22 protein-coding genes are annotated in these 19,685 nt (G+C 37.6%); 13 read left to right on the top strand and 9 right to left on the bottom strand.

Going from position 1 to position 19,685, the window contains the following annotated elements:
• Positions 1–49: 49 nt before the first annotated feature.
• Positions 50–871: an alpha/beta hydrolase gene (locus B5D30_RS03685; RefSeq protein WP_234984616.1), complete on the top strand. Its 822-nt coding sequence runs from the start codon at positions 50–52 to the stop codon at positions 869–871.
• 87 nt (positions 872–958) lie between these two features.
• On the opposite strand, the gene B5D30_RS03680 is transcribed toward B5D30_RS03685, so the two are convergent.
• The 4 genes from B5D30_RS03680 to B5D30_RS14245 all read right to left on the bottom strand — a co-directional run bounded on the left by B5D30_RS03680 (position 959) and on the right by B5D30_RS14245 (position 3,998).
• Positions 959–1,741 carry a membrane lipoprotein lipid attachment site-containing protein gene (locus tag B5D30_RS03680; RefSeq protein WP_078806694.1) on the bottom strand — a complete coding sequence of 261 codons (783 nt, stop codon included), beginning with the start codon at positions 1,739–1,741 and terminating at the stop codon, positions 959–961.
• Positions 1,742–1,753: 12 nt separating this feature from the next.
• Positions 1,754–2,761: a matrixin family metalloprotease gene (locus B5D30_RS03675; RefSeq protein WP_078806693.1), complete on the bottom strand. Its 1,008-nt coding sequence runs from the start codon at positions 2,759–2,761 to the stop codon at positions 1,754–1,756.
• Between the two features lie 216 nt (positions 2,762–2,977).
• Positions 2,978–3,769, bottom strand: coding sequence for an outer membrane protein assembly factor BamD (locus B5D30_RS03670; protein WP_078806692.1), 792 nt, complete (start codon positions 3,767–3,769; stop codon positions 2,978–2,980).
• A 100-nt stretch (positions 3,770–3,869) separates the two neighbouring features.
• Positions 3,870–3,998, bottom strand: coding sequence for a hypothetical protein (locus B5D30_RS14245; protein WP_268802094.1), 129 nt, complete (start codon positions 3,996–3,998; stop codon positions 3,870–3,872).
• 310 nt (positions 3,999–4,308) lie between these two features.
• Here B5D30_RS14245 and B5D30_RS03665 point away from each other — a divergent pair, with 310 nt between their 5' ends.
• The 9 genes from B5D30_RS03665 (at position 4,309) to B5D30_RS03630 (ending at position 11,850) form a co-directional block, all read left to right on the top strand.
• On the top strand, positions 4,309–5,130 hold the full coding sequence (locus tag B5D30_RS03665; protein WP_159443191.1) for a helix-turn-helix domain-containing protein: 822 nt from the start codon (positions 4,309–4,311) through the stop codon (positions 5,128–5,130).
• A complete protein-coding gene (locus B5D30_RS03660; protein ID WP_078806690.1) occupies positions 5,118–5,810 on the top strand; it encodes an ABC transporter ATP-binding protein in 693 nt (230 codons plus the stop codon). Before B5D30_RS03665 ends, B5D30_RS03660 begins: the two co-directional genes overlap by 13 nt.
• Positions 5,807–6,922, top strand: a complete 1,116-nt coding sequence (locus B5D30_RS03655; RefSeq protein ID WP_078806689.1) for a hypothetical protein — start codon at positions 5,807–5,809, stop codon at positions 6,920–6,922. The genes B5D30_RS03660 and B5D30_RS03655 overlap by 4 nt, the downstream gene beginning before the upstream one ends.
• Before the next feature lie 292 nt (positions 6,923–7,214).
• Positions 7,215–7,538: a PTS sugar transporter subunit IIA gene (locus B5D30_RS03650; RefSeq protein ID WP_078806688.1), complete on the top strand. Its 324-nt coding sequence runs from the start codon at positions 7,215–7,217 to the stop codon at positions 7,536–7,538.
• A gap of 21 nt (positions 7,539–7,559) precedes the next feature.
• Entirely contained in the window at positions 7,560–8,987 is a 1,428-nt protein-coding gene (locus B5D30_RS03645) for a PTS sugar transporter subunit IIC (protein ID WP_078806687.1), read from the top strand.
• A gap of 114 nt (positions 8,988–9,101) precedes the next feature.
• Positions 9,102–9,230, top strand: a complete 129-nt coding sequence (locus B5D30_RS14240; protein ID WP_268802094.1) for a hypothetical protein — start codon at positions 9,102–9,104, stop codon at positions 9,228–9,230.
• A 124-nt stretch (positions 9,231–9,354) separates the two neighbouring features.
• Positions 9,355–9,678, top strand: coding sequence for a PTS sugar transporter subunit IIB (locus tag B5D30_RS03640; protein ID WP_078806686.1), 324 nt, complete (start codon positions 9,355–9,357; stop codon positions 9,676–9,678).
• A 238-nt stretch (positions 9,679–9,916) separates the two neighbouring features.
• Positions 9,917–10,969 carry an oxidoreductase gene (locus tag B5D30_RS03635; RefSeq protein WP_078806685.1) on the top strand — a complete coding sequence of 351 codons (1,053 nt, stop codon included), beginning with the start codon at positions 9,917–9,919 and terminating at the stop codon, positions 10,967–10,969.
• A gap of 17 nt (positions 10,970–10,986) precedes the next feature.
• Entirely contained in the window at positions 10,987–11,850 is an 864-nt protein-coding gene (locus B5D30_RS03630; protein ID WP_078806684.1) for a DUF7916 family protein, read from the top strand.
• Positions 11,851–11,899: 49 nt separating this feature from the next.
• Here B5D30_RS03630 and B5D30_RS03625 read toward each other — a convergent pair whose 3' ends face one another.
• Together B5D30_RS03625 and B5D30_RS03620 are read right to left on the bottom strand one after the other, a co-directional pair.
• Positions 11,900–13,219, bottom strand: a complete 1,320-nt coding sequence (locus tag B5D30_RS03625) for a PTS sugar transporter subunit IIC (RefSeq protein ID WP_078806683.1) — start codon at positions 13,217–13,219, stop codon at positions 11,900–11,902.
• Between the two features lie 14 nt (positions 13,220–13,233).
• A complete protein-coding gene (locus B5D30_RS03620) occupies positions 13,234–14,607 on the bottom strand; it encodes a glycoside hydrolase family 1 protein (RefSeq protein ID WP_078806682.1) in 1,374 nt (457 codons plus the stop codon).
• 171 nt (positions 14,608–14,778) lie between these two features.
• On the opposite strand from B5D30_RS03620, the gene B5D30_RS03615 reads away from it, so the two are divergent.
• The 3 genes from B5D30_RS03615 to B5D30_RS03605 all read left to right on the top strand — a co-directional run bounded on the left by B5D30_RS03615 (position 14,779) and on the right by B5D30_RS03605 (position 16,658).
• A complete protein-coding gene (locus tag B5D30_RS03615) occupies positions 14,779–15,495 on the top strand; it encodes a GntR family transcriptional regulator (protein WP_078806681.1) in 717 nt (238 codons plus the stop codon).
• A 189-nt stretch (positions 15,496–15,684) separates the two neighbouring features.
• Complete coding sequence (locus B5D30_RS03610) at positions 15,685–16,404, top strand: GntR family transcriptional regulator (protein ID WP_078806680.1); 720 nt, start codon at positions 15,685–15,687, stop codon at positions 16,402–16,404.
• Between the two features lie 41 nt (positions 16,405–16,445).
• Positions 16,446–16,658 (top strand): hypothetical protein, encoded by a 213-nt coding sequence (locus B5D30_RS03605; protein ID WP_078806679.1) that lies wholly within the window; start codon positions 16,446–16,448, stop codon positions 16,656–16,658.
• 360 nt (positions 16,659–17,018) lie between these two features.
• Here the strand turns inward: B5D30_RS03605 and B5D30_RS03600 are convergent, their stop codons facing one another.
• The 3 genes from B5D30_RS03600 to B5D30_RS13130 all read right to left on the bottom strand — a co-directional run.
• A complete protein-coding gene (locus B5D30_RS03600) occupies positions 17,019–19,088 on the bottom strand; it encodes a cation:proton antiporter (RefSeq protein WP_078806678.1) in 2,070 nt (689 codons plus the stop codon).
• Between the two features lie 14 nt (positions 19,089–19,102).
• Positions 19,103–19,429 carry a hypothetical protein gene (locus tag B5D30_RS03595; protein ID WP_078806677.1) on the bottom strand — a complete coding sequence of 109 codons (327 nt, stop codon included), beginning with the start codon at positions 19,427–19,429 and terminating at the stop codon, positions 19,103–19,105.
• An 18-nt stretch (positions 19,430–19,447) separates the two neighbouring features.
• A partial coding sequence (locus B5D30_RS13130; protein WP_159443190.1) for a hypothetical protein occupies positions 19,448–19,685 on the bottom strand: 238 nt, incomplete at its 5' end.

Below are 19,685 nucleotides of genomic sequence, written 5' to 3'. Positions count from 1 at the left end.
AACGCGTGCTATATTAATACTAACTCAAACTCATTCTTGGGAGGATATGATGAAAAAAATTTTTATCGCACTCATTGCCCTATTGACTCTACTTGTCGCCTGTACGAGAAAAGTGACGGTGGAAAACGTCAAAAAAACTAGCACGCCCACTTTATTTATTCATGGATATAGTGGTGGGAAAGGGTCGTTTGGCGGCATGATTGATCGCTTGGAAACTTCTTCGATTGCAGAAAAATCGCTTGTTTTAACGGTGGATGAAAATGGAGAAATACATGAAGTATCCTATGCGAAACCGACACAAAACAATCCACTCGTGCAAATTCTTTTTCAAAATAATAAAAGTGATGAATTTAGCCAAGCACAATGGATTGAAAATGCCCTTCTTTTCCTAAAGGAAAAATACAAAGTCGAAAAAGTCAACTTAGTCGGTCATTCTATGGGTGGTGTGAGCAGTCTGCGATTACTGTTGACAAGCACTGAAAATCACAGTCTGCCCACCGTTGAAAAGTTCGTGGCAATCGCCTCGCCTTTCAATAGTTTTGTTGACCTTTCACCAAATGAAACCATTCAAAACGTCTTAAATCAAGGTCCTATGGAAAAAAGCCAGCGTTACCTTGAGTATGAAAGTCAAATGCAAAACATTTCACCAACTATCAAAACACTTTTCATCGCAGGTGATAAAAACGATGATACTGCTGGCGACGGTGCCGTACCTCTAGCTGATGCTTTGAGCATGGTGCATTTGTTCAAACAAAACGGCAATCCTACTAATGAAAAAATTTTCACTGGCGGAAACGCTCAGCATAGCAAACTCCATGAAAACACAGCAGTTGATAAACTGGTAGCGGAATTTTTGTGGTCGGACAATTAAAAAACGAAAACCCTTGAAAAAAATAAGTTTCAAGGGTTTTCCTCTATCTAAAATTTGAATACCGTCATTGTGGGAGTGCAAGCGTCCTTATCTCTCTATTACTTTAATCCCTATATTTTTCAAATAATCTCCCAAATTTTGTTTCGTTCCGTCACTTTCGTTCTTCACTTTCCATGTTTTTCCAATAACAACCCCCTCGCTCGCACTTCGTGTGACTTGTTTCATAACTTGAGTAATTGATTCCTCAGTTGCTTGTAGAGAAAGCGAGCCATATTGCCCTCCTTGAATCGCATACATTGGTTCCTCTTTGATATATGTATTATAATACGCATACATCAAATAAACCGCCCCAGCTTTTAAATGAATATCATTTCCATTTTCTGAAAAAAGTACTTCTATATAACTCTCATCATCTTGTACTTTGACTTTTCTATTTCGATTTACTTTCTCCAAAAGACTCTCCGAACTGCCTTTATAATAATCTTTCACCTTAATATAACCGCCATACCGTTCAAAAGGGATAATTTTCGGTGTGTTTCCTTTAATATTTTCCAAAATTTCCAGTTTTCCAATCGTGGAAGCTTGTTCCGCTTGATTAAAACGATTAACCGCTCCGTCTATGGAAAGAACTCTTGCTAGAAAAATATACTCATATGCCTCATTCAAAGTTTTTGGATCACTTTCATCAATAGAAGAAAATCCTTTCGTTAAAAGCCTTTCAACATTGGAGACATCAATATCATCTAAATAGCTATAATATCGTGGCTCGTTGTTTTGAGAGTTGCTACTTTCTGATTTATCTTGCTTATTTTTTTCGCCACAAGCAGTAAGCAATGTGATAGCAATTAAGAATAAAATTATTTTTTTCATGATGTTTTCCCCTTACCAATCCCAACCATAAAGGTCGATTAATTTATCGCTATCTACTTTTTGTACAGAGCGGACTTGCATTGACTGATTTTCATACATAATGCTCCATAAATTCTTTGAATGATCCATTCCAAAAGCATGTCCTAACTCATGTTTAATCGCTGCATCAAAATATTCCATGTTTTGATGTGCACTTGACATCCAAATTATTGAATAATCGTGTCTAGAATTCGGATTCCTATAATTAATAATTTGTCTGTTTTGATTGTCATAAAAACCTGTCACTCCAACTACATTCGGTCGATTCGGAAAGACATACGGCACGCTATAAATATCTATATCGCTTCCTTGATTGTGATACAATCGTTCCATATAAAGGGGATTATCCCAACCTGTGTACATCCAATTATGAACTGCTCCATTGATGCGATTAACAAATTGTGTTGCTGAACTATCTATATAATAGTCCACTCTTCTTATCCCATCTGCTAATTTCGAACCCAAATCTGGCGTTTTTCTCTCAATTACTCTTATTTGCAATGCCTCGATCGCTCGACTTTTCCCCGTCGTTCCTGCTACTTCTCCTCCGCTTCGCCAACCTTGCCAACCAATTCCAGCAACATGTGCTCGATATTGAATGTCATAAGCACTCCCTGCATGACTGCCTGTAAAATTAAAAGCAATCGCCTCTAATCTTCTTCCCTGTCCTGTTGTCCCAGACATCTTTCCATCGCCTGTTGCAGTAACCCAACCTATGCCAGCAAGATGTGTTTGGTAAACTACGCCAATCCCCCTCCCTTCAACCCAAACTCTTATCGCCTCTAACCTAAGCGATTTCCCTGTCGTACCAACAGTCACGGTTCCTCCCCTATCTTTATTTGCCCAACCATAATTTTGTCCATGCACCTGTGCGACTAAAACAGGTTGAGTAGGTTTTGGAGATAATGCGTTCACATATTCTACTAGAATAACAGAAATTATCACACACACCCACACAACAACTCTTTTTAATCTCTCCATATTCCCACCCGTTTCTTTATCTAATTTTTTGATTCTATAAAATTAAATGTTTTCTATTTTTGAAACATTTTACAACCACTACATTATTTCTGTGTTCTCTCGTCAATAAATCATCTAAATAATTTCTTAAAGATATTCGTTTTATAGTTTGTTAACTCTATAAAAATCACACTTAGAAAATTCAACTCAAACGAAAGCTCTAAAACCACTCATACTTTACTTCTCTTTTACCACGACACCAATTTTTTCTAAATAACCATCCAAATTCTCTTGTTGACCCGTTCCCTCGTTCTTCACTTCCCACGTTTTCCCAATTTCATCTTCCCCCATTTTTACTTCGTCAATTGGCTGTTGCTCATCTTCTAATTTTAATGCACCATATTCAAAACCATTTAATGTATATTTTTTCCACTCGCTATCCCAATTTGCGTAAAATAAATACACCTCTCCTGCAGTTAAATAAATATCGCCCGATTTTTTCATCTCAACTAGCTCATTACTCTCCTCGACAGGGCCTTTCCCTTCTTTTGCTCTAAGCTCATTGGCTTTTTCGATTGCCTCTGGAAAATCGTTTTTGTACCGCTCTTTTTCCTCGATAATTCCTCCAAATCTCGCAAACTCAACCATTCCAGTGGCTTTTCCTTTTAAATTCTTCAAAATTTCTAACTTTCCTACCGTATTTGGAAAAGTATTTCCTTGAGAATTTGGGCGAACTTCCGCCTTATCTAAGGAAACCACACGAGCGATAAAAATATTTGTATTGTCCTCTGCTAATTCCTTTGGATTCTCTACATTTATTAGCATGCTAAACTCCGAGTTCTCCGAGTGCACTTTACTTTTATCAATCGCAGTCAAATAAGAAACATATTCCTTTTTCGTTTTCGCTTTTAACTCTGTTTTTTCCGTAGTATTTTTTGTTGGCTCTTTGGTTGCTTTTTTCTCATTGGAACACCCCGCAAGAGTTAACACCCCTAATGCAATGAGTAATACTTTTTTCATCAATTTCATTGATTGACCCTCCCTATATTCTTTAGGGCACCTCTAAAAACTCGCACTTATCCTAAATTGCTAGTTTTCCGATTTTCTTCGTCAATCTCCTCAACCTTGTCTAGCTCCGAAGTGCAGGAGTTTGGCAACTGTTCGCAGTGTCGCTCGAAACTAAAGTTTCGAGTAAATAAACGACACGGCTCACTGTTGCAAACTCCTTAACGCACTTCTTCGCTTTTCTATGAACCACATAGCTTTCGTCGATTTCCTCGATAATCGAAAAACTAGCTAATTTAGTCTTAAGCGGAGTTTTTAGAGGCGCCCTTTAATTGTTACCGTTATCATTTTTGACAACATACATACTCTCATTGAGTATAGCATACTTTTTACAACGTGAACATATCATATCACGACAAGTTTTCTATTGTATTCTGACAATTTGTCACTTGATTCCATTTTGATTTGAAAAATAAAGTACAAAAATGTAAACTATATTTGTAAAAGAAAAGATACAAATATCCGAATATAATTATTTTTACGAAAAAATGGGAGGGATTTACATGGAAAGAGAGATACTGCTACAATCTTTAAGAAAAAAAGAATTTCCATTTCTTCAAGTGACCGATACTGAAACTCAAGAAATTCTTTTAGATAAAAAACAAGGAGATTTTGTAAAATGTTTCTTGGAAGAACATTCTATCTCGGCTTTATTTGAGGTACATTTTGAAAAAATGCGGGAAAAAAATATGGGAGATCTTGCCGAATATGAAGAAAGAGAGCAGTCAATTATTCTTAAAAATACATTTTTAGGAAAAACTTTTGATCTATTTCATGATTCTCTAGGATTAACCTATTGTTTAATGGAATTTCCGTCAAAAATGATACGGATTGCCGTAGGAGCTTATCGAACGAACGCAACGATGTATCGTTTGGGCATAACGGAAAAGCATTTGGAAAAGTTGCCACATCTCAGTTTGCATTTAGTGGAGAGTAAATATCATGATTTGCACCAAGAAATTCTCTCTTGTTTATTTGTCAAAGGTGAACAAGATTTAAAAGAAATAATTGAGTATTTACAGGAAGATTTCTCTATTTCCCACACGTTAAATGATTTAGAAAAGAAATTTCACCTTAGCGAGAGAACGATTCAAAGACGGTTTAAAGAACACTTAAATACAACGTTTTTTAAATTTTATCAAGAAATGAGAATGCACTACGCAAGGCGATTGCTACGTGATACGAAGTATTCAATTGACGAAATTGCCCTCAAAGTTGGCTATGAGTCTAGTGCAAATTTTTACAATGCGTTTCACGCTTATTATGGTTGCCCACCAAGACATTATTATTTACAACCCACGGAGGAGAAACTATGGCAAAATTAAGTATCAACAATCTCTCTTTTTTCTATAAGGAAAAAGAAATCCTAAAGAATGCCTCGCTGACTCTTGATGAAGGCACGATTACAGGATTAATCGCTCCAAACGGAACGGGAAAAACGACTTTTATTAAGTTAATCATAAATTTGTTAACTTCTAAACAAGGAGAAATTCTAATTGACGGGAGAAAATACAAGGAAAATCGAGAAAAATATTTGAAAAGTATCTTTTTTCTTCCCTCGTCTGAAAATTTGTATATTCATTTGACTGTCATGGAGCATTTGCAATATGTCAAGAAAATCTGGGGAAGTAGTGCTGATTTGAGTGGAATTATCCGAGAATTGCGAATGGGCGACTATCAAAACAAAAAAATCAAAACACTTTCACTCGGAATGAAACAACATCTACTCATCGCTTTATACGCTGCGAGCGGAGCAAGCGTTCTTCTCTTGGACGAACCAATGAACTCTCTTGACCCTACAAGTGTGAAATTGGTATCGAATTTTTTGAAAAGACTAAAAAACGAAGGGAAAACCATTCTTTTTTCTTCTCATAACTTGGTCAATCTCGCAGAAGTTTGTGATAAAGCGATTTATATAAAAGAGAAACAATTTTCCGTTTTTCATTCACAAGAGATAGATTTGCAAGAAACGTATAATGATTTTTACGAGGAGGAAATAGAATGACTTACTCTTTTTTTGAACTAAGAAATTTCTTTAAGGAAAAAGCAATTATCGTCTTGTTTTTGATATTTCTCGGCATTACCATTGCCCCGCAATTTCTTTTAACACCTGACGAAAACTTCGATAAAGGGTACCTTTATGCACTAGAAGGCTCTATTGAAATGCAAAAGGAAATTTTAGACGCTGGTGACCTTCCGCCTCATGTAGCAGAAAATATTGCAGAGGAGCTTAAACTTAATGAAATGCTTTTGTCTAAAATCAAGAACAACGATTTAACTGAAGCGTTAAAAGCTGAACTCGCAAAAGAAACCTTTACCTTAAAAGGCGTAGAGAATGGAAGTATAAGTGGTCCTACTCTCGTTGAGCAAAAACTGCTAGTCGCCAAATTGGAGTATTTAGTGAAAAATAAATTGCTCAAAGTATCTGATGATACAGCTGTTATGCCTGCAGTGAATTATCTGATGTCCTCCATGCGACCATATATGCCGATTTTTCTAGTGGTGAGCTTAATTTTGTCTTATGCCTATTCGCTGGAAAAACGAAGAAAGACAATTGATTTTTTGAACGTCATTCCTGTATCGCTAAAACGTATCTCCATTACAAAGTTCCTACTTTTTACGAGTTTGACCTCTCTTCTTGTGCTTGTGAGTTTTTTGCTTAATTATATTATTGCAATGGCGAAAAATGGCACAGGTAGTTGGAAATATCCCATTGTCGTCACTCCAGACGGGCAAACTGTCGAGGTCATGACTGCTCAAACATTTGTTTTAAAAGAAATGTGTCTATTATTGCTTATTCTCTTGTTCCTATCTATTCTAAGTTTTTTCATCCAACTTTACTCTGGAAATATTCTAGTAAATCTAGGGATTTTATTAGGACTTGTTGCACTGTCACAATATCAATTGCCAAGCGACGGGCTTTTGGGGAAATTAGCCGTCATTCTTCCGTTTTCGTACATGAATTTCTCGACCATTCTTACTCGTGGAGAAACTTTCTTTGCCCCGCTAAAAAATAATGAATTAACCTTTGAAAACGGTGTGGGTGTGCTTTGTTGTTACATCTTTCTATTAGTATTATTGTCAGCTATACGATTGAAATGGGTAAGACGAATGTAAATACTACTAAATCAAAAAAGAATGCCTTCAAACTCTTGAACGCATTCTTTTTTATTCCCACTTTAAATATTTCATTTTCTTTACTTTTATATTACACTTCGTTAAAACTATATACTTTTTAAAATAAATCTATATAATATGTATTGTAAACGTTTCAGATTGATAAAAAACGGAAAGTGATCGAGGTGTTTAGAAGTTTGTCGCAGTGAGCTATTGCTGAAAACTTTCGTTTTGCAAACAGCGAACAAACTCCCACTCCTCACCGCTAGAAAAAGAAAGGGGCTACAAGAAAATGGAAGGCATGGAACAAATTTCATTCCAGATGATTGCTGCAATTGGAGAGGGTCGCTCAAAAATTATGTTGGCAATGAATGAAGCAGCAGAAGGGCATTTTGAGGAGGCGAATAAATTACTCCAAGAGAGTAATCAATCACTCGTCAAAGCTCACGAAAGTCATTTCGGGCTTATTCAAAAAGAGGCAAATGGCGAAAAAGTAGAACTTGGTTTGCTTTTTATGCACGCTGAAGATCAACTTATGACCACTTCTTTATTGAAAGATATGGCTGAGCAGATGGTGAAAATGTACGAAAAACTTCACAAAATTTCCGAAGGATAAAATCAAGGAGGTTCATTTAAAATGAAGAAAAAGACAAAAATCTTAGATGTAATCAGTAATTTTGCTCAGAAAATGGGCTCGCAAGTCCATTTCCGTTCACTACGTGATGGATTTGTTCAAACCGTACCTTTTTTGGTACTTGCTGGTGTATTCATCTTAATCAACTATGTTATCATCGCACCAGAAACTGGGTATATTGCTGGACTCGTTCACAATGACGCTTTGCTTGCAACATGGCAAGAGCTTGGGAGCAAAATTATCAACGGTTCGCTTTCTTGTTATTCCTTGCTCATTGGTGTATTGATTTCATACAGTTTGGCAAAAAATAAACATTATGAAAATCCGATTTATTGCTCGGTTATCACGCTGGCGGTGATTTTCATTTTCGTACCAATTGTGAATGCCGTAACTCCGAATGGGGCGGAAAAAGCTGTTGAAGTTGCTAGTATCGTGCCGTTTGATTTACTCGGGACAGCAGGTGTATTCACCTCTATTCTCTCAGCACTTCTTTCAACAGAATTGTTTATCTTTTTAAGTCGTCAAGAAAAATTGAAAATCAAACTTACTGGCGGGATTCCTCCAGCAGTCGCACAAAGTTTTAACGCACTTTTGGCAATTATGATTACGCTGATTGTCTTTGGTTTTGGCTCATTTGCTGTTCATCAACTGACAAAAATGGACGTGCATGAATTAATTAATAAAGTGATTCAAGCACCAATGCTCCATTTAACAACAAGTTTACCGGGATTTTTAGTGCTTTGTTTTGTTACCAATACGCTTTTCTCTCTTGGGATTCACCCGAGCGGGATTGTCAACCCGATTTTAGAGCCACCTCTTTTGGCAGCGATGAATCAAAATACTGAGGCTTTTAAAAATGGTACGGATATTCCAAACATTATCGTGTTACCATTCCGTGATTTGTACGGACATATCGGAGGAACGGGTTCAACCATTGCGTTGATTATCGCAATTTTCCTTGTCAGTCGGAAAAAATCCAATCGTCAATTCGCAAAACTTGCAGGACCACTGGAGATTTTCAATATCAACGAGCCTGTGATTTACGGTTTCCCTGTCGTAATGAATCCTGTAATCATGATTCCATTCATCTTTGGGCCATTACTCTCATTTGCTATCGCTTATTTTGCAACTGCAATTGGTTTGGTCAGTAAAATTGTCGTCTACGTTCCTTGGTCAACGCCACCTCTTATCAATGGCTATATCGCAAGCGGCGGAGATATTCGTAACTCTATTTTACAACTATTTTTAATTGCCTTTATGGTCGTGATTTATATTCCATTCCTCAAGGCACATGAATCTTCCATGACAGATGATACGGAAGTAAACACGAGTGCATTTGACAAAGCTCTTGGAAAGAACATGGAAAATGAAAAAGAAATCACAAGCACAACTGACAGTGATGACTTTAGTGACTTCGCTGAATTTATGTAAAAGTAGGTTTTATTTCAAACAATTATTGAATTGCTATATGGGTACCTCTAAAAACTCCGCTTAAAACTAAATTAGCTAGTTTTTCTTATTTTCGAGGAAATCGACGAAAGCTATGTGGTTCATAGAAAAGCGAAGAAGTGCGTTAAGGAGTTTGCAACAGTGAGCCGTGTCGTTTATTTACTCGAAACTTTAGTTTCGAGCGACACTGCGAACAGTTGCCAAACTCCTGCACTTCGTAGCTAGACAAGGTTGAGGAGATTGACGAAGAAAATCGGAAAACTAGCAATTTAGGATAAGTGCGAGTTTTTAGAGGTCCCCATATGCTTAGGATAGCATTCAAAAACCACAAACTGAAAGGAAGATTACAATGGTAAATATTTTATTATGCTGTAACGAAGGAATGTCCACTAGTTTTTTAGTGAAAAAAATGCAAGAAGTAGCGGATAAAAACAGTTTGAAAGTCAAAATTTGGGCTGTAAGTGAACCACGTGTTGACACGGAAAGTGAAGAGGCGGACGTTGTAATGCTTGGGCCACAAATCGCTTTTCTTGAAGGGAAAATTCAAGAGCGATTGAACAATCGTGTGCCTGTCGAGGCAATTAGTGCCGAAGATTTCGGACGTATCAACGGTGCTGCCGTTCTAAAACGTGCTTTGACACTTGTGAAAAATCACCGTGCTGCAAATGCTTAAATAAAGCTATACTGCATAGCAAAATTTCATTGCCTTTGCAGAAATTTTACCCAAAAAAACTATACTCAAAAAGTGTGAGATATCCTCAGGAGTTTGTGATATGGGTACCTTTAAAAACTACGATTAAGCCAAAACTAGCAATTCTGGGGAAATGCGAGTTTTTAGAGGTCTCCATATTGAAAACAATTAACGAACTCCTACATCTCACTATTAAATGAAGGAAAACGGAGAAAAACTCATGACAATTAAATTAGGATTTATCGGATTTGGAAAATCTGCCAATCGTTACCATTTACCTTATGTTTCATTGCGTAAAAACTTTGAGGTGAAAACTATTTTCGATCTCAAAATCAATGAAGATTTGGCAAAACCTTATAAAGAGAAAGGGGTAAATTTCACAACGGACATCAACGTACTGTTAAATGACCAAGAAATTCAACTTGTGACAATTTGCACACCTGCACATACACATTATGAACTTGCCAAACAAGTCATTTTAGCAGGAAAATCTGTAATTGTGGAAAAACCATTTGCCGATACACTCGCTCATGCTAAGGAACTTTTTGAATTAGCGGAAGAAAAAGGCGTGTTGATTACTCCTTACCAAAATAGACGATTTGACGGAGATTTTCTAGCAGTCAAACAAGTCGTGGAACAAGGATTTTTGGGTGATATTTTAGAGGTGGAAACGCATATTGATTACTACCGTCCAAATAGCATTACGCATAACGGGCCAAAAGAAGAAGGAAGTTTTTACGGTCTAGGGATTCACACAATGGATCGAATGATTGGCTTGTTCGGTCGTCCAGAAATGGTCGCCTACGACATTCGCAATAACGAAGTAAACGGTGCAGTGGACAATTATTTTGACGTAGATCTTCATTTTAGCCACCAAATGAAAGTCAAGCTGAAAACCAATCATATCGTGGCAAGCGTCTATCCTCGTTTTATCGTGCATGGCACAAATGGTTCGTTTATTAAATACGGCGAAGATCAGCAGGAAAATGATTTGAAAGCTGGCATTATGCCTGACGCTGCTGGATTTGGTGAAGATTCTCCTATGTATTACGGTGTAGCAAAATACAAAAATGCCAATGGCGATTGGATTGAAAAACAAATTAAAACGCCGCTTGGAGATTACGGACGATTTTACGATGCCGTTTACGATACACTTGTGAACAACGCAAAACCTGTCGTTACCAAGAAAGAAGCTCTAACAAATATCGAAATTTTAGAAAATGGATTTACTTCCTCTAGTCCTAGCGTTTATAAATTGGAAAAAGAAGTTTAATCGTAGAAGGAGACATTATGAATAGAATTTTAGCCTGCGTAGCATCTGATTTTGGAAAGAAAGAAACACCACTTGAATTAAAGCAAGCAATCAAAGCAAGCGAGGGACGTGTTATTTTAGCAGAAGTAGCCGCAGAAACGCCCTCTTTATTTCCCGAAGTAACTTCAGGAGAATTGGCAACAGCTTTCGGTGCAGATTTGATTTTACTAAAGGGCTTTGATGTCTCAACAGGAAAAATCGCAAGTTTGCCCGAAGTACAAGGAAAATCTCCTGTTGAAACTTTACGTGAATTAACAGGTGTCGCAGTGGGGATTAATTTGGAAATTACTGATGACGGAATTGATAGCAAACGAGCAACTGCCTCTTCCATTCAACAAGCTCTTGCAATGAAACCTGATTTTCTCGCTTTAACTGGCTATCAAAAACCAGAAGTAACTGCCCAACGCATTTTAAAAGAAATCCAAGAAGTGCGAAAACAATACGCAGGATTTCTCTTTGTCAATCCTGTTATCGCACACGCAAGTCAATTAAACAAGGAAGATTTGCTTGCTTATGCAAAGGCGGGAGCGGATTTGATTGTATTGCCCGCACCTGCAACTGTTCCCGGTGTAAGTGAGGCACTCTTAGCAGAGGTGGCAATTTCCTTGCAAAAAGCTGGAGCGTTGGTTTCTGCCACAATCAGCACGAGCCAAGAAGGCTCTGACACAGATACGATCCGTTCAATCGCACTTTCAGCAAAACGTGCGGGTGTAGATGTCTACGGTCTAGGAGATGCTGGAGTTGCTGGAATGGCTACCCCAGAGGCAATCCAAACACTTTCCATTGCCGTTCGTGGAAAACGTCATACTTATGTCCGTATGGCTCGCTCGGCACGAAGATAATGTAAAAAGCACGCAAGTTCTTCTTAGTTGCGTGCTTTTTAAGTTTTAGCTAAGCATTTAATTCTTCAGCTTGTTTTTGAGATACACGCTGTGAGATTTTTAAAAATGGTAGATAGAAAAACATTGTTGCTACAATAATGAGAACTTGTAGAAATGCCACTTTCCAATCACCGCCACTTGCTAAAAATCCACTTAAAACTGGTGGAGTCGTCCACGGAATCATATAGGCTAAAGGTTTCACAAATCCGACAGCCGTAGCAAAATAGCCAACTAATGCTCCAATTACTGGGCTTAACACAAATGGAATCATCATTGGAATGTTGAACACAATTGGCAAACCAAAAATAATTGGCTCATTGATTTCAAAAATTCCGGGAGCAATGGAAAGATTTACTACATCTCTATACGGTTTATATTTGATAAAAATTAAAACTGCTAAAATCAAAGAAATCGTTCCACCTGTTCCGCCCATTTGAGAGTAAACAGTGGTAAAGGCACTATTGATAATGTTCGGTGCTACTTTTCCTGCGTTTACTGCACTCATGTTTTCATTCATATTTACTAATAGGATAGGTTCTAGTAGTGAGCCGTACAAAACCGTTTGGTGAATCCCTAATGTGAATAAGAAATTCCCCGTAGAAAAAATCAATATATATCCTAAAAGCGAGGCATTAACTTTTCTTAGCGGTTCTTGAATAACAGTTGAAATAAGCGTTATTAAATCTGTTTCAAAAACTGAAATCAGAACTGCCGATAAGATTGCAAAAAAACACACTACAATAATCATTGGAATCAACGAAGCAAAACTTTGGCTTACAGAAGGGGGAACCTGTTCGCCTAAATTAATTTGCAATCGCTTCATCGTTGCTAATCGGATAAATATTTCTGTTGCAAGTAAACCAATAATAATCCCAGCAAACATTCCTTGAGTACCTGTATCCTTAAATAGTAGCACATTTGATATAGTAACCGTTTCATCCATGTCGTTTGGGGTAACGACGTGATTGATACTCATCATCAAAATAAGACAGGTTGTTGCAACGACGGTTGCTGAAATTGGATTTTTAAATTTTTTATTTTTTGCTAGAAAATAACCAATCATTGGAGCAATGAGCAGTGCTGCAACGTTGAGCGTTCCATTGGTAATAACATTGCCAAACACCTGAAATTTGCTCAATGCCTCCCCTTTTAAAATCCAAGGAAAAATAACATTATTGATTAAAACCGCAAGCCCTGCCATGATAAACATAGGCATAATGGTGGTAAAAGCATCTCGAAGCGATCTCAGATGAACTTGATTCCCAACCTTCACTGAAAACGCTGTAAATTTGTCAAAAGCACCCTGCATTCCACTATTTTTCTTTTCCATGATTCTAACCCTTTCTATTTTTGCAATAAATTTTGCCCATTTGAAGAAATGACTTCCTTAAACCAATAAAAACTTTTTTTCGGCACTCGCTTCATATCTCGCAAATCATGATTTGTTCTATTGACAAATACTGCCCCATATCGCTTTCTCATATCGCCTTGAGAGCTTAAAATATCAATCAAGCCCCAACCTAAATAGCCAATTACCTCAACTCCGTCTTTATACATCGCATCATACATTGCAATTAAATGATTGCGATGATAGTCAATTCGATAATCATCTTCAATCATATCCTTACCATTCCATTCTTCTTGCACACCAATTCCATTTTCAATAGGAAAAATTGGAAGTTGATACCTTTGATAAAGTTTGTTTAGCACATCTCTAAATCCTAATGAATCAATTTGCCAACCCCATTCTGTCGATTCAATGTGCGGATTTTTTTGCCCTCCATGACTTAGATAAAAATTAGGTGCAATCCCCTCAGGTATTTTTTCTGAATTGACCGTAGTAGAGGCGTAGTAGCTGAAACTTAAAAAGTCACTCGTTATATTAGAAATTTCTTCAAGCTCCCCGTCTAAAATTTTCATATCAATGTTTTCATTTTTTACAAAACGCATCATTTCAGCTGAATATTTGCCTTTGGTATAGCAATCTAAAAGAGTAAAATTGACAAATTCATCCCATTTTCGTGCAGCAAGAATATCCTCTGGCTTACAAGTTGCAGGATAGACTTCACTATATGCCAGCATACCGCCAATCTTGGCATCTGTATTTTTGTGTATATAATTACAAATTGATGCATGAGCTACCATTACATTGTGTGCAATTTGATACAATTCTCCTGCTGTTTCTTCTCCTTTTAAATATCCACTTATTTTAAAAACTTCTGGCACATGGTAAAGATTTTGCTCATTAAACGTAATCCAATATTTTACCTTATGTGCAAAGCAATCGACCATTTTTTTACCAAATCGTACAAATGCATCCAAAACTTTTTTATGAATAAAACCATTGTATTTCTCTGCCAAATGTAGTGGCATATCAAAATGATACAAGCAAATCATTGGTTCAATGCCTCTTTCGATTAAAGCATCTATGAATTGATTATAATATTCAATTCCCTCCTCGTTAAATTCACCATCGCCATCACGAACGACTCTTGACCACGAAATTTGAAAACGATACATATTCATGCCCATTTCTTTCATGTAATCAAAATCTTCTTCGTAGTGGTGATAGTTGTCATTAGCAAAATGCCAGTCACTCGCATTTTCCGTTGCCTCTCTTACATCGTACACCGACAAGGATTTTCCACCCTCGTTCCAACCACCTTCCGTTTGCATACTGGAAACAGAATTTCCCCAAAAAAATTTGTCATTCTTCATTTTATTCACCTCGGAAATTGTTAGTAAACGTTTACAGAGAAAGAATAACCGATTTTTCCTAATATGTAAACTCATACTTTGGAAAAACTGCTCAAATGAAAACGCTTATGTTTACATATTTGTTTTTTTGTACTATTATTGAGTACGAACAATAAACGAAAGGAAGATTCTATGAGCTTTTACCAAAAAATAGCAGATGACATTCGAGCTAAAATTATTCGTGGTCTCTATAAGCAAGGAGATATGCTACCTAAGCAGATTGAATTAGCAAAACAATATTCTACCAGTCGTGTAACAATCCAAAAAGCCTTACACCTCTTGCAATTTGAAGGAGTCATTTTCGGAAAAAAAGGAATTGGAACTTTTGTAGCGGAACAAACTTCTCTTTATGACAACAAGGTTCAAGAATATATAGGAGTAACAAGGAAATATGCTGACTTGGGAAAAATTAGTAGCAAAATTATCTCATTTGAAGTTCGTTTCCCAGATGAAATCGAGCAAAATAAATTGAAAGTTGAAAAAAATGATCCCGTTTATGATATTATTCGATTGAGACTTTTAAATAATGAACCTTTTTTATTGGAATATACGATCATGCCTGTCTATGTCATTCCGGGAATTAATGAAAAAATATTAAATTCTTCTATTTATGCTCATATTACTAACGAGCTAAAATTAACAATCGGAGCTTCTGTTAGGCGAATCCGAGCAGATAAATCTGATGCTTACGACCAAAAATTTATTGATTGTGCTGAAAATGACCCCGTTTTAGAAGTGGATCAAATTGTTTATCTGACAGACGGTACTCCTTTTGAATATTCTCAAACAAGGCATCGCTATGATAAGGGAGATTTTACTGTCACCAATACCGAACATCATATTATGTAAACGTGATTGTTGTCATATAAGTCCTCTAAATCTAAATTTAGCTTTTTATTAAAACAAGAGCTAATCATGGTTTTCTTTTCCATTTCATTCTATAATAGTAAAAAGGAGTTCGTAAAAGTATTTAGTATTGAAAATAAAACAATATCAATATCTTATCTCTAATAAACTATAAATGAAAGTGTGAAAACTATGTCTACACAAATGAAATATTTAGTTGTTTATGAAACGCTAAAAGAAGAAATTTTTAATGAAAAATATGCAATCAATGAGCAGTTGCCGAATGGGCGGGAACTTGCAGAGTTATTCCATGTTAGTATGCTCACAATCAAAAAGGCAATGGATCGCCTTGTACTAGACGGGATTATCGTTCGCAGGCGAGGAGACGGAAGTTATGTCAAGGATTGGAAAAAAATGGACGTTGCTCAGCACAATCATCTAAGTGGTACGTTCAACCAATTTTCCGAAGGCGAAGTCAAAACAAAAGTGTTAAAGTTTGAAGTGGAACGTGCAGATGAAAAAATTGCCGCAAAACTCTCCATTCAAGCAGGGGATTTCATTTATGCCATTACACGACTTCGAATTATTCGTGGCATTCCTTCTATTATTGAGTACACCTTTATGCCACTGGATTTAATTCCCAATTTGCAAATGAGCCATGTGGAAACGTCGATTTACAACTACATTCAACGTGATTTACGGCTAATGGTGCATAGTGCTGTCGTAAAAATTACAGGTGTTCGTCCTGATGACTTTGAAAAAAAGGAATTACATTTGAAAAGCAATAGTTTCTTGTTACAAGTAGACCAAGTAGCCTCTCTTGACAACAGCCGAGTATTCGAGTTTTCAATTGCCAAACACATTCCAGAAGAATTTGAATTTGAAACAGTGATTGTATCGAATAAAAAATAGGAAACAGAAAAGCGAAGAGGGGCGTTCAGGAGTTTGTCGCAGTGAGGCATGACATTTACTTGCCTGAAGCAAAGCTTCAGGTGGCATTGCGAACAGCGACCAAACTCCTGCCCCTCGCAGCTAGAAACAGAAAAGCGAAGAAGTGCGTTTTGAAGTCTGTGGCAGCGAGCCATGGCATTTACTTGCCTGAAGCAGAGCTTCAGGTGACATTGCGAACAGCCACCAGACTTCAGCACTTCGCAGCTAGACACTGAAAAGCGAAGTGGGGCGGTCTGAGGGCTGTCGCAGTGAGCCACAGCATTTACTTGCTGGAAACGAAGTTTCCAGTGCTGTTGCGAACAGCGACCAGACCTCTGCCCCTCGCAGCTAGACACTGAAAAGCGAAGTGGGGCGTTCAGGAGTTTGCAACAGTGAGCCGTGCCGTTTACTTGCTGCTACACTTCGTTTCGCATACAGTCTTTCTAAGAATCAAAGATTCTTGAAAGACTAGCATCAAAACGCAAGTTTCGAGCGGCACTGCGAACAGTTGCCAAACTCCTGCCCCTCGTAGCTAGACAAAAAAACTAAAAAACAACAAGCTCGCCAATTCAAAGTTCGCAAACTTGTTGTTTTTCTCATTCATTATTCCTCAAATACTCAAAGAACTCATACGGCAATTGTGAATAATTTTCTTTTAGCGAGTAACTCTCTAACGTATTGACATTTCTCCTTAACTCTTGAGCTTGTCTTTTTTTCAAAAGTCCTAACTCTTCGTACTCAAAGATAAACTTTCTCTCTAAATAATATCCTCGCATCATCTCTTCGGTATTTGTCGGGCGACTTTGTTGAATGACACGGTCGATAAAGTGTCGCTCATGTAAAAGTTCGGCTTGACGAATCCTCTCTTGTTGAAGAAAGTCCAGAAGTTTAGAATCAAAGATTCCCTCTAAGTTTTCAAGAGATTGTAAAATGCGTTCGGTGTTAACATAAAACACGCTACGCATTGCTTTTCTTTGCTCATGGCTTAGCGTTCTAGCAGAAATATTTTTCCGCTTAGTTCCTTTTTGCCAATCAATTACTCGGTGGAAAAGTGAGTGGAAAAACCGTTTGAAAATAAACATCTGAAAATCTAGTCCTGAGACAAATCGATGCACAATCACACGTTCCATTCTGCGAGTAAAACGCAAGTACAAGTCATAACTTTCCTCGTCCACTTCTTTTCGCCGATACGCCTCTTCTAGTCCGTCCTGCTCGATTTTCAAAATCATCAGCCTTAACTCTTGAAAATCTTGTTTAATGTCCTCGCCTTCGCTATCTACTACTAGCTCCTGTATTCGACTGCGGTAGTTGTCAATAACGGCATTCAAAGCACGTTTATTTTTGAGCGTTCTTACTTCATTTTCCAGTTGCAACACGACATCTTCTAGCAAAGCAATTTCTAATAAATGATCTTTTTTTACTTCTTTTTCAGGTGCTAAAAGTGGCAAGAATAAAATCCCAATCATAAAGCTCAAAAGTGTAACACCGCTTGAGACAAATAACACAAGAGGTCTTTCCTTAAACGCTTGACTTGAGGCTAAAAGCGTTGGCGTCAAAAGAACGGTTGCTATCGAAACAGTCCCTTTTACACCTGAGAATGTGATTAACAGAATATCATTTGTATAACGTGAAAATTTTTGCTTTCTCCGCTTGCTAATAAGAAAATAGTAAAAAGATAGACAAATCCCTCTTGTCAAAAATAGTAGAACGGTTAAGCCTAAAATCGTCACAATCAACTGAATGTTAGAATACTCTGGATTGAGCCATGCGGGTGCGAAAACATGACGTAGCTCGATTCCTAAGAGCAAAAATACTAACGCATCCATTGAAAAATTGACCGTATCCCAAACAGTTCCTGTCACCGTATCGACTTGAGCATCAAATAAGGTGATTTTTTTAAATCTACTTGCCTGCAAAACTCCTGCGATAACCGCTGCGATAATACCTGAAACATGGAATTTTTCTGCGACAAAAAATGAAATAAACGGGAGAAATAGCTCAGCAATCAAGTAGCCTCGAACGTCCTTTGCATCTAGTTCTTCCAAAAAACCAATGATAAGATAATTCAATACTGCAAGTAAAACACCGACTGCTCCTCCGCCAATCGCAGAGAACAACACTGCAAGTGTCGCACTTTTTAGCGAAAATTCGCCTGTTGTAAGGAGTAAAATCGAAAACTGAAAGGCAATCAAACCGCTGGCATCATTGATTAACCCCTCGCCTTTGATGATGTTGCTGACACGCTTGGGAAACTCCAGACGATTGGTAACACTCCCTGCTGCGATAACATCTGTCGGTCCCAAACTTGCCCCTACTGCAAAACAAGCGGCAAGCGGAACAACGGGTAACATTGCTTTTAAGGCGAAACCTAGTGAGAATACGGTGATAAAAACCACACCAAACGCAAGGTAGACAACTAAATACCTATGTTTTAAAATGCTTGTAATGTCCGCTAGTTGTCCGTCACGAAATAGGAGTGGTGCAACAACGAGTGCTAGAAAAACTTCCGTGTCTAACCTCATCATCAAATCTGGCTGAAGTGTTCCTATCAACACCCCTAAAACGATTTGAATCATTGGCAATGGCAGTCGTGGGAACACTCTGTGCGTTAAGTTGCTGATAATCAAAACGCTGAAGAAGGCAATGACTATGGTTACAATATGCAATTTTCATCACCTCGCTACTCTTTCTTGTCTGATTTGTCTGAGTAGAGACATTTCCACAGGGCAAATTTTTCTTCGATTTCTTGAGCCTCGTTGGCTCTACCCTCTAGTTCTCGCTCAATGCGTTTATTTTCCATGCGACAAAATTCTCGCTTGATTTTTCTACGTCCTTGTTTTGTTTTTAACAATTTTTCCAATTTGCTAGAGGTGCGACTATATTTTTCGCTCAAGATGTCAAACGCTTGTTCATCGTTGGCTCCTGTATTTTTTTGCCCAAGATATTCTTCTTTCAACCGACGAATTGCCTTGTCAAATTCTCCGTCATTTTTTGGTAGGAATAGCATGATTTCACCTCGATTTTTTTATTGTAAAGAGAGTGTCGTAAAACGTAATTGTTCAGAGTGTAGCAGTAAATGAACGACACAGCTCACTGTTGCAAACTCCTTAACGCACTTCTCCGCTTTTCTTTGTCTAGCTGCGAAGTGCAGGAGTTTGGCAACTGTTCGCAGTGTCACTCGAAACTTCGTTTCGAGTAAATGAATGACACGGCTCACTGTTGCAAACTCCTTAACGCACTTCTCCGCTTTTCTTTGTCTAGCT

This window comes from Pilibacter termitis, from assembly GCF_900167335.1.
GTDB lineage: Bacteria > Bacillota > Bacilli > Lactobacillales > Streptococcaceae > Pilibacter > Pilibacter termitis.
This window is presented reverse-complemented; position numbering and strand designations above follow the sequence as displayed.